This window comes from Dietzia sp. SLG310A2-38A2, assembly GCF_014145095.1.
Lineage (GTDB): Bacteria > Actinomycetota > Actinomycetes > Mycobacteriales > Mycobacteriaceae > Dietzia.
The window spans coordinates 307-10,417 of the sequence record NZ_JAALDX010000450.1 but is presented as its reverse complement, the minus strand read 5'-3'; the positions used below and the strand labels follow the sequence as shown (position 1 = coordinate 10,417).

The 10,111-nt window shown below is 67.5% G+C and carries 11 protein-coding genes; 10 read left to right on the top strand and 1 reads right to left on the bottom strand.

All coding sequences use genetic code 11. The annotated features are described in order from the left end of the window. Positions 1-76: 76 nt before the first annotated feature. A complete protein-coding gene (locus G6027_RS19365; protein ID WP_259846053.1) occupies positions 77-208 on the bottom strand; it encodes a hypothetical protein in 132 nt (43 codons plus the stop codon). A 337-nt stretch (positions 209-545) separates the two neighbouring features. Here G6027_RS19365 and G6027_RS14885 point away from each other — a divergent pair, with 337 nt between their 5' ends. From G6027_RS14885 to G6027_RS14840, 10 genes are all read left to right on the top strand, one after another. Beyond that, positions 546-1,787 carry an acyl-CoA desaturase gene (locus G6027_RS14885; protein WP_182637852.1) on the top strand — a complete coding sequence of 414 codons (1,242 nt, stop codon included), beginning with the start codon at positions 546-548 and terminating at the stop codon, positions 1,785-1,787. A 168-nt stretch (positions 1,788-1,955) separates the two neighbouring features. After that, positions 1,956-2,552 (top strand): transcriptional regulator, encoded by a 597-nt coding sequence (locus G6027_RS14880; protein ID WP_182637851.1) that lies wholly within the window; start codon positions 1,956-1,958, stop codon positions 2,550-2,552. 501 nt (positions 2,553-3,053) lie between these two features. After that, entirely contained in the window at positions 3,054-3,275 is a 222-nt protein-coding gene (locus G6027_RS14875; RefSeq protein ID WP_182637850.1) for a Flp family type IVb pilin, read from the top strand. 94 nt (positions 3,276-3,369) lie between these two features. Beyond that, positions 3,370-3,762, top strand: coding sequence for a TadE family protein (locus tag G6027_RS14870; RefSeq protein WP_182637849.1), 393 nt, complete (start codon positions 3,370-3,372; stop codon positions 3,760-3,762). After that, complete coding sequence (locus tag G6027_RS14865) at positions 3,750-4,691, top strand: pilus assembly protein TadG-related protein (RefSeq protein ID WP_182637848.1); 942 nt, start codon at positions 3,750-3,752, stop codon at positions 4,689-4,691. The genes G6027_RS14870 and G6027_RS14865 overlap by 13 nt, the downstream gene beginning before the upstream one ends. 15 nt (positions 4,692-4,706) lie before the next feature. Continuing rightward, a complete protein-coding gene (locus G6027_RS14860) occupies positions 4,707-5,435 on the top strand; it encodes an RcpC/CpaB family pilus assembly protein (protein ID WP_182637847.1) in 729 nt (242 codons plus the stop codon). Further along, a complete protein-coding gene (locus tag G6027_RS14855) occupies positions 5,432-6,757 on the top strand; it encodes an AAA family ATPase (protein ID WP_182637846.1) in 1,326 nt (441 codons plus the stop codon). The genes G6027_RS14860 and G6027_RS14855 overlap by 4 nt, the downstream gene beginning before the upstream one ends. Continuing rightward, a complete protein-coding gene (locus tag G6027_RS14850) occupies positions 6,754-8,328 on the top strand; it encodes a CpaF family protein (RefSeq protein ID WP_182637845.1) in 1,575 nt (524 codons plus the stop codon). The genes G6027_RS14855 and G6027_RS14850 overlap by 4 nt, the downstream gene beginning before the upstream one ends. Beyond that, positions 8,325-9,272 (top strand): type II secretion system F family protein, encoded by a 948-nt coding sequence (locus tag G6027_RS14845; protein ID WP_346995758.1) that lies wholly within the window; start codon positions 8,325-8,327, stop codon positions 9,270-9,272. Before G6027_RS14850 ends, G6027_RS14845 begins: the two co-directional genes overlap by 4 nt. A gap of 30 nt (positions 9,273-9,302) precedes the next feature. Beyond that, positions 9,303-10,111 (top strand): type II secretion system F family protein (locus G6027_RS14840; RefSeq protein ID WP_346995757.1); only part of this gene is annotated, 809 nt, incomplete at its 3' end.

The following is a 10,111-nucleotide window of genomic DNA, read 5'->3' as shown; positions in this document are numbered from 1 at the left end:
CCGCCTCTCAGGTGAGAGGCGGGCCGGTGCAGTGGCCTGGATCAGGGGGCCGGGCGTGGTACCCGGCCGCGCCTGATCAGGTGGACGGGGTGGGGGCCACCGGGCGGGGAACGCTGACGGTCGAGCCGGTGGCGGTCCACACCAACGTCCAGAAGATGTCGACGATGGGCTGGATGGCCTGGAGGAAGATGTCGTTGGCGCTGCTCATGTTGTGTCCCCTTGTGATCCGTACTGAAAACGTACTGGCGTATCTGGCGGTCTGGTGGTCCCCGTTGCCGCCGGACGGTCTCGAGTGATCTCCCCCAGCCGACCGCGGCGCGTGACAACCCCTATGTCGTCGCGAACCCGTCCGACGTTACACAACCGTGACAAACGATGTCGCATCGTCGGGCTCCCTCGCTGGCCAGGACGCCGTAGCCTCGATTCAATCCAGGTCACGAGGCCCCCGACCGAGGCGGCCCGTCCCGGAGCGAGACCGGGGGCCTGGTGTGACCCAGGCGACAAAACCCTACCTACGCGACCGTAAGTTACGGTACCGTAGGTTCATGGCTATCACGGACATTCCGGAATTCGCACACCTCTCCGAGGCCGACATCGAAGCCCTCGGTGACGAACTCGAGCAGATCCGCCAGGACATCATCGGCTCCCTCGGCGAGCGGGACGCCACCTACATCCGCAACACCATCCGATTCCAGCGCGCCCTCGAGGTGGGGTCCCGCGCCCTACTGATGGTCGGGTCGCGCAACCGCACGGCGTGGGCGATCGGTGCCGGCGCACTCGGAGTCTCCAAGATCGTCGAGAACATGGAGCTCGGGCACAACATCATGCACGGGCAGTGGGACTGGATGAACGACCCGGAGGTCCATTCCACAACGTGGGAGTGGGACATCGTGGGCACCGCCGAGCACTGGAAGCAGACCCACAACTACATCCATCACAAGTACACCAACATCGTCGGCTTGGACGACGACGTCGGGTACGGGGTGCTCCGCGTGACGCGCGACCAGCGCTGGCACCCATTCTTCTACGGCAACCTCGTTTACAACGCGGCCCTCGCGCTGCTGTTCCAGTGGGGTGTCGGTATCCAGCACCTCGAGCTGGGCAAGGTCGCGAAGGGACGGGACGACCGCCGCGAAACTATGAACAAGCTCGGACTCTTCGCCAAGAAGGCCGGACGCCAGCTCGCCAAGGACTACGTCTTCTACCCGGCGCTCTCGCGCAAGGGCTGGAAGTCCACGATGACGGCGAATCTCGTCGCCAACGGGATCCGCAACGTGTGGACCAACGCGGTGATCTTCTGCGGGCACTTCCCCGACGGTGCCGAGAAGTTCACCAAGAAGGACGTCGAGAACGAGACGCGGTCCGAGTGGTACCTGCGTCAGATGCTCGGCTCCGCCAACCTCACCGGTGGGCCGGTCGTCGACTTCCTTTCGGGCAACCTGTCGTACCAGATCGAGCACCACATCTATCCCGACATGTCGTCCAACCGTCTGGCCGAGGCGTCGGTCCGGGTGCGCGAGGTGTGCCGCAAGTACGACCTGCCGTACGTGGCGGGCCCGCTGCCGGTGCAGTACTTCAAGGCATGGCGCACCATCGCCAAGATGTCGCTGCCCGACCACATGCTTCGACGCACTGCGGACGACGCCCCGGAGACGCACTCCGAGCGCATGTTCGCAGACCTGCCCAAGCCCCTTCCCACCCAGGAGGAAGGGCAGCGGGCGGGCCTGCAGACGGCGCTCAACTACTCAGCGAAGCGTCGTGCCCGCAAGCTCGCCTCGGCGGCCTGACACACCCGTCACACCCCGCGCACGCCCCGACACCGAAACCGGCGTCGGGGCGTGCGTTGTTTCGATCCAGGAACGGGATCCCGGCGATAGGCTGACCCTCTAGTCGGCACCCGACCGCGCTACAGCGGTCGAGCCGAAGACCTGTGAACCACGACGACGGGAGCCACCATGGAGGACCGGCGCATGCTCATCGCCGATTCGGCGATCGAGGTGGTGGCCAGGGACGGCGTCCGCGCGCTGACCCACCGCGCCGTGGACTCCGAGGCCGGCCTGCCCTCGGGCTCTACCTCCTACTATTGCCGCACCCGTGCGCAGCTCCTCTCCCTCACCGTCGACAGACTCACCTCGCTCCTACGAGGGTTCGTCGAGGTGTCCGGGATCCAGGAACTCGCCTCGTCCGATGCCGACGACGTCCTGTCGATGCTCACGCGGATGATCGAGGGCCTCCTCGCCGACTACCGCGGCGAACTGGCAGCCCGCTCCGCACTCATCATGGAACTCACCGGCAAGGACGACACCACCGATCTCGTGGCCGCCCTGCTGGACCCGAGCGACCTGACCGGCGCCCTCGACGCCGCCGGACTGCGCGACCCCGCCGCCGCCGCCCTGGACCTTCTGGCCGTGTACGAGGGGCTGCTCTGGGAGCGCACCGTGGGCCGCCTGGCCGGCGCCGAGGTCGACCACGAGCACGACACCGACCTCCTCGGGTCCGCGCTGTCGCGCCACGAGCATCGTGGCGGACGCCTCTTTGGCCTGTTGCGCTGAACCCTCGCCCCCCAGGGCACTGATTCGCACTACTTCCACGCCCCGATGGGGCGCGCTCTCTGACGTCCGTCCAGGCTCCACGGTAGCTCCACTTAGGTTTACCTAGCTAGATATACAGGCTTCTCACAGGCTATAGTTCCAGCCCAGAAGCACCATGACGCGTCAGTCAAGTGTCAAGTCTGTCTGATTCGTACCTCCTCTACCCCTCCCTCCAAGCATCCTCACAGCCAGTGATAACCACTGTGCGGGTGCATGTATGCGGTGTTCAGTTGCGACCCTGGTCCACCTTTGCGGTGTCGAGTTCGCCTGAACGGACTGGCCCGAGCAAGTCCGGCCGTCGCCCGCCCGGGGCGCTGGGATGAACTGAAGCAACGAATTAATCAGATTGTTTTGACAATCGGATCTGATGTGCCATAGTGATTCTCGTCACTGATTCGCAACGAATCGGACGCACCCCTCCCCTAGGGTCGACCGACCCCCGCACCAGAAGGACGGTTCATCATGAGCCAGGCAGCCGCTACCTACTTCTTCACGCTCTACGCCCTCGTCAACGATCGCTTCGAGGACCGCAAGGACCGCGGCGCTACGGCCGTCGAGTACGGCCTGATGGTCGGCCTGATCGCGGTCGTGATCATCGCGGTCGTCGGGTTCCTTGGCCAAGATCTCCAGGGACTCTTCCAGAGCGTCCGCGACGGACTTGCTGGCGCCGGCGGCGAAAACTAGAAGTCGGCCGTTCGACCATCCGGCGCAGTACCCAGCCCCGGGTACTGCGCCGGAAGTGGTTTCCCAGTTTCCCCTCACCCCCACAGGACCAACCATGAGCAGGCTTCTACGTGACCGCGGAGCCGCGGCGGTGGAGTTCGCCCTCGTTGTTCCAATACTCGTGGCCCTCGTCCTCGGAATCATCGAGTTCGGTCGCGCCTACAACATCCAGACCACTCTCTCCAACGCCGCGCGTGACGGCGTGCGAGTGATGGCACTGGAGAACAGCGTCACCGCAGCTCGGACTGCCACGCGGAACTCCGCCAGCCCTTTGGATCTCACCCGGGCGACGATCAGCGTCACCCCCACCAGCTGCGCGGCCACCGCGGCCACGCCCGCTGGCACGGCCACGGTCACCATCAGCTACCCGCTCGAGCTGCTCTCGGGATTCCTCCCGATCGACGACTTCACCCTGACCGGCAGAGGGACCATGCGATGCAACGGCTGAAGGACGACCGCGGTGCGGTCAGCGTCATGGTCGCGCTCCTGATGATCCCCCTGATCGGCTTCGCCGCCATCTCGGTCGACATCGCCTCCGTCTACTCCGAACGGCAGCAACTCCAGACCGGTGCGGACGCCGCAGCGCTGGCTATCGCCCAGGACTGCGCACGCGGCAATTGCCGCACCCCTCGAAACACGGCTCAGCAGTTCATCACCGCCAACACCATCGACGCCGAAGCCACCGCCGGGTTGGTACCGGTACCCACGCCGTCGTCCGGGCGGGTGTCCGTGACGGGCTCCGGAGTGCGCGAGCACTGGTTTGCTCCCGTCCTCGGCATCAACGAGACCGCGATAGCGGCATCGGCCACGACAGGGTGGGGTGCCCCCACCGGCGGCAGAGCGGTTCTTCCCCTGACCTTCTCGCTCTGCGATTTCAGGGCGCAGACCGGCGGCGGGATGCCGTCGGGAACCGTCAAACGCACCATCTTCGGGTCCAAAACCTCCGGTGCCGTGGGCTGTACCGGCCCGTCCGGCAATCACGTGCCCGGCGGGTTCGGCTGGCTGAACGCGAACTCCGGAAGGTGCAGCGTCGCCAACCGGATCAACGAGGTCCTCTGGAGCGACCCCGGAAACTCGGTCCCCAACGCCTGCACGGACGCCGACCTCGTCGCTTTGAGAAACGCGACAGTGCTCATCCCGGTCTTCGACGAGTCCGGGGACTCCGGGAGCAACGCCTGGTACCGCGTCTACGGGTACGCGGCCTTTCACATCACCGGCTACCGCTTCTCCGGCAGGAACTGGAACAGCAGCTGCCGGGGAGACGAGCGCTGCATCGAGGGGTACTTCACCCGCTTCGTCGACATGTCCGACGACTTCGACTACGGGCCCTCCGCCCCCGACATGGGCGCCTCCGTGGTGGCCCTGCTCCCCCGATAGGTAAGTGAGTCCCCTGTGAATCGTCGCGTCGTGGCCATCGTGGCCGCCGTCCTCCTCGCGGTGCTCGGCGCCGTCGTGCTGATCAGCTACGTCAACAACGCCGATCAGCGAGCGATGGCCGACATGGAACCGGTCAGCGTGCTGGTGGCCACCGGTCCCATCACCGAAGGCACCCCGGCCGAGGCATTGGGAGAGCTGATCGCCACCGGGGTAATCCCCGCAGCGGCGGTGGGCCCCGGTGCCGTGACCGACCTCGCGGAGCTCGACGGAATGGTGGCCGTGACCACTCTGCAGCCGGGGGAGCAGATTCTCGCCGGCAGGTTCGCCGACCCGGCATCGATCCTGAAGCCCGGAGAGATCCCGGCACCGCCGAACCTGCACCAGGTCTCGATCCCCCTCGCCGCTCCGAGGGTTCTGGGCGGAACCCTGGCCCCGGGGGCCACCGTAGGTGTATTCGTCTCGCTTGGGCCGCCACTTGATGAGACCCACCTCGCCCTCCACAAGATCCTGGTGCTCAGGGTGCAGGGCGGCATCACCCCACCTTCCGACGCCGAACCCGAGGCTGATCCCGCCACTGCGGCAATGCCCGACGGCGGGATGATCGTCACCCTGGCGGTCAACGCCCGCGATGCGGAGACCATCGTGTTCGGAGCCGAACACGGGACCATCTGGCTTTCTGTGGAAGGACCCGAAGTGCCCCAGGACGGTACCCGCATCGTGACGCCAGGGAACGTGTACGAATGAGCCGCATCGTAGTACTGACCGAGTCCGCCGATCTACGCGACCGGATCCGGACCGTGGTGGGGGATCATCTCGTGGACCTCCCCCTGGGACCGCTTCCGTCCGACCCCGCTCGCTTGCTCGCTTTGGCCGGCGGAACGCAGCCGCTGGCCGTGGTGGTCCTCGACACGGGTCCCCACGACCAGGCGGCCGCTCTCGACCTTGCGGCCGGACTCCGGACCGACCACACGGGGATCTCGGTGGTGCTGGTCAGTGATCGGCCCGAGGAGATCGGGTTCGCGGCCATGCGTGCCGGTGTGAGCGACATCGTGCAGCCCGACGCCGATCCCGGCGAACTCGGGTGGGTCCTGGAACGGGCCCGCCGAACCGCTCGAACCGTCCAGTCCGAGTCCGGTGGCGGGCCCGGAGGCGCTGTCAACGGCTCGGAGACCCCACCCGGACGCGTGATCAGCGTGGCCTCCCCGAAGGGCGGCGTCGGCAAGACCACCGTCGCCACAAACCTCGCCGTCGGACTGGCCCGGGCCGACCCGCACTCCACGGTCCTCGTCGACCTCGACGTCCAGTTCGGTGACGTGGGCAGCGCCCTCAACCTCTCGCCGGAATACACCCTGGTGGACGTCGTCCACGGGCCCGCCGCGCAGGACACGATGGTGCTCAAGACGTTCCTCACTCAGCACGAGACCGGCCTGTACGTGGTGTGCGGACCGGGATCTCCCGCCGAAGCCGACTCCATCGGGGTGGAAGACGTCAGCCGACTGCTCCAGACCCTGGCCTCGGAGTTCCGCTACGTGGTGGTCGACACCGCCCCGGGACTGACGGAACTCACCCTCACGGTCCTGGACAACACCCACGACCTGGTCTTGGTGACGAGCATGGACGTACCAGGGGTGCGCGGACTGCGCAAGGAGATCGACATCCTGCGCGAACTCGGGATGGTCTTCACCGGCCGCCACGTGGTCCTGAACTTCGCCGACACCCAGAACGGCCTCACCAAAACGGATGTCGAGGCGACCATCGGCGCCGCGGTGGACATGATGATCCCCCGCTCGAAGGGTGCTGTCGCCTCGGTCAACCAGGGCCTCCCCCTACTGCAGAACGACAGACGCGACCCGGTGACCACCCAGCTGAGGCAACTCGTGGGTCGGTTCATCCCGTCTCCCGCCCGCACACCGAGGTCCCCGTCGGCGGTCGGTAAGTTCCTGGGCCGCCTCAGGCCCACGCCCGCAGGGACGCCGAGCTCGTCGGGCTCACCGAGCTCGCCGGCCACCCGATCCGAGGGCCGGCACCGGCTACACAGAGGCGAGAACCGAGGAGAGCAGCGATGAGCCTGTCCGAGCGGCTCCGGGCCGCCAAGTCACCCGACGCCGGTACCACCGCGAAGCCTGCCGTCGTTCCCCTGCCGCCGGTCGCGGCTCCGCAGGTCACGACGCCGGAGCCCGGGCCGAGCTCCGAGCGACGCACTCTCACCGCCCGCAAAGCCGAACCGCGCGCGACCGGGGCCGACGCCGCGGCGACTCCGGTGGTCCCCGTTCCCGCGGTCACCCCGCCGACCGACGACCCCTCGATGCCCTCCGCAGGCGGTGGCGGTGGCGGGGGCGGGGACGCACTGTCCAAGCTCAAGGAACGCGCCTCTTCGGCCCTGTTCGAGCGGATGGGGGCGCGGCTGAACAATCCGTCGCTCACCGAGGAGCAACTCCACGCCCTGGTGCGCAGTGAGCTCAACCAGGTCGTCGAGGAGGAGACCGTCCCACTGACCAGTGAACAGCGCAAGCGTCTCATCGTCGACATCCAGGACGACGTCCTGGGCCACGGCCCCCTCGAACGACTGCTCGCCGACCCCACTGTCACCGAAATCATGGTCAACGGGCCGGACATGATCTACATCGAGCAGAGCGGCAAACTCACCCGCAGTCCCGCGAGGTTCACCTCCGAAGAGGACCTGCGCCGCGTGATCGAGCGCATCGTCTCCCGGATCGGTCGACGTATCGACGAGTCTTCCCCGCTCGTCGACGCCCGGCTGGCCGACGGCTCGCGAGTCAACGCCGTTGTCCCGCCCCTCGCGGTCAACGGCTCGTCGCTGACCATCCGTAAATTCTCCCGCGACCCGTTCAAGGTCCCCGACCTGATCGGCTTCGGGACGCTCACCCCGGAGATGGCCGAACTCCTCCAGGCGTGCGTGCAGGCGCGGTTGAACATCATCGTCTCCGGCGGCACGGGCAGTGGAAAGACCACCCTGCTCAACGTCCTGTCCTCCTTCATCCCCGAGGGCGAGCGCATCGTGACCATCGAGGACGCGGTGGAACTGCAGATGCAGCAGGACCACGTGGTGCGTCTGGAGGCCCGGCCGGCGAACATCGAGGGCAAGGGCGAGATCAGTATCCGCGACCTGGTGCGGAACTCGCTGCGTATGCGTCCCGACCGCATCGTGGTGGGTGAGGTCCGTGGCGGAGAGACCCTCGACATGCTCCAGGCCATGAACACCGGCCACGACGGGTCCTTGTCGACAGTGCACGCCAACTCCCCCCGCGACGCGATCGCCCGGCTGGAGACCCTGGTGCTCATGGCCGGGATGGACCTTCCCCTGCGGGCCATCCGCGAACAGATCGCCTCGGCCGTGGACGTGATCATCCAGCTCACCCGACTGCGCGACGGCACCCGACGCGTCACCGCTGTCACCGAGGTCCAGGGGATGGAGGGCCAGACCGTCACCCTGCAGGACGCCTTCCTCTTCGACTACTCTGCGGGACTCGATGCGAACGGGAAGTTCCTCGGCAAGCCGATCCCCACAGGTGTCCGGCCGCGGTTCACCGACCGCTTCACGGAGCTGGGCATCACACTCTCGCCGCGGGTGTTCGGCACCACGAGCGCGACCGGTCCGGCGGGTAAGCCGCGGTGACCCGGAGCAGCCTCTCCCCGGCGGTCATCGGAGTGATGGCCCTCTCGATCGCGCTGCTGGTCGCGGGATACCTCCTGGTCCGGACGCTCACCCGCACGCGCCTCCCCCGCGATCGGCGGCGCCCCACAGACGCCGACGTGCCGGGTCCGGTGACCCGCGCGTCGACCGCACTGACGACGGCGATCGACACGATCCTGCGCCGTCGGGGAGCCCCCGGCGCCGGGGCCCTGGCGGAGGCCGGGGTGAAGATGCGCCTGCAGGACTTCGTCTTTCTCGTGATCGTCGCCGCTCTCGCGGCCACCGCGGTCGGGTTCGTCGCGTCCGGGCCACTACTGGGCATCGTGCTCGGCATCCTGACCCCCCTGGCGGCCAGGGTCGGACTCTCGGTCAAGGCCGGTCGCCGCCGAGCCGCCTTCGCTGACCAGTTGGACGATTCTCTGCAGCTGATGGCCAGCAGCCTCCGAGCCGGGCACAGCCTCCTGCAGGCCCTGGCCTCGGTGTCGCGTGAGGCCGAGGCGCCCACCTCCGAGGAGTTCGCCCGGATCATCAACGAGACCCGGGTTGGTCGCGAGCTGGCGCCGGCCCTCGAGGAGACCGCCGAGCGCATGGGCAGCCAGGACTTCGTCTGGGTGACCCAGGCCATCGCCATCAACCGCGAGGTCGGCGGCAACCTCGCCGAGGTGCTCGACGGCGTGGGCCACACGATCCGTGAACGCAACCAGATCCGCCGCCAGGTCCAGGCCCTGGCCGCCGAGGGCAAGCTCTCGGCCTACATCCTCATGGCCCTTCCCTTCGGGATCGGGGGTTTCCTCTTCATGACGAATCCCGGGTACTTGGTCCCGTTCACCCAGGGCCTTCTCGGATACACCCTGATCGGCGTCGGCCTTCTGCTGCTGGTGGTCGGCGGGGTGTGGCTGAGCAAGGTCGTCAACATCAAGTTCTGACCCTCCCCCCGAATTCGAAAGGAGATCACCGTGTCCCCCTCGGCCTTGTTCGCCGTCGTCGCCATCAGCCTGGCCATGGCGCTGGTGGTCTGGACCGTGCTCACCGGACTGGACGGACATCGCACCCGGACGGTCGCCAACCTCACCCTCGGTCTGGACACCGGGCCGGGTCTCGGATCACCCACCCAGGAGGAGGAGTCGACTCCCGGGGCGCTCGTCGTGCTCGCCCGGCGGCTGACCCCGAGCGGGTCCATCCGGAGGTTGGATCGCCTTCTCGCTCGCGCCGGCCGCCCACCCGGTTGGCCCCTGGACCGACTGCTGGTGCTGAAGCTCGCCCTGGGTCTGGGAGTCGGCGCGCTGAGCGTGCTGTACATCCGTAGTTCCGAGGGCCCCCTCCCGGTACTGCTCGGCCTCGCGACCACCGTGGTCTGCTACTTCCTGCCCGAACTCCTGCTGCACAGCCGGGGTCAGGAACGCAGCCAGGCCATCCAGCTGGAGTTGGCCGACACCCTCGACCAGATGACCATCGCCGTCGAAGCCGGTCTAGGCTTCGACTCCGCCATGTCACGCGCGGGGAAGAACGGCACGGGCCCGCTTGCCCAAGAACTAGTTCGCACCCTGCAGGAGATCCGGGTGGGCCACACACGCAGGCAGGCCTACGAATCCCTGGCCACCCGCAGTGACGTGGCCGACCTGCGCAGATTCGTCCGCGCCATCATCCAGGCCGACGCCTACGGCATCTCCATCGCCGACGTCCTGCGCACCCAGGCCGCCGAGATGCGGATGAAGCGCCGCCAGCGCGCGGAGGAGAAGGCGATGCAGATCCCGGTCAAGGTGAT

Coding starts and splice junctions, on each gene's coding strand:
- G6027_RS14870 (WP_182637849.1), top strand. CDS start 3,370: ATGAGCAGGCTTCTACGTGACCGCGGAGCCGCGGCGGTGGAGTTCGCC.
- G6027_RS14855 (WP_182637846.1), top strand. CDS start 5,432: ATGAGCCGCATCGTAGTACTGACCGAGTCCGCCGATCTACGCGACCGG.
- G6027_RS14865 (WP_182637848.1), top strand. CDS start 3,750: ATGCAACGGCTGAAGGACGACCGCGGTGCGGTCAGCGTCATGGTCGCG.
- G6027_RS14850 (WP_182637845.1), top strand. CDS start 6,754: ATGAGCCTGTCCGAGCGGCTCCGGGCCGCCAAGTCACCCGACGCCGGT.
- G6027_RS19365 (WP_259846053.1), bottom strand. CDS start 208: ATGAGCAGCGCCAACGACATCTTCCTCCAGGCCATCCAGCCCATCGTC.
- G6027_RS14875 (WP_182637850.1), top strand. CDS start 3,054: ATGAGCCAGGCAGCCGCTACCTACTTCTTCACGCTCTACGCCCTCGTC.
- G6027_RS14885 (WP_182637852.1), top strand. CDS start 546: ATGGCTATCACGGACATTCCGGAATTCGCACACCTCTCCGAGGCCGAC.
- G6027_RS14880 (WP_182637851.1), top strand. CDS start 1,956: ATGGAGGACCGGCGCATGCTCATCGCCGATTCGGCGATCGAGGTGGTG.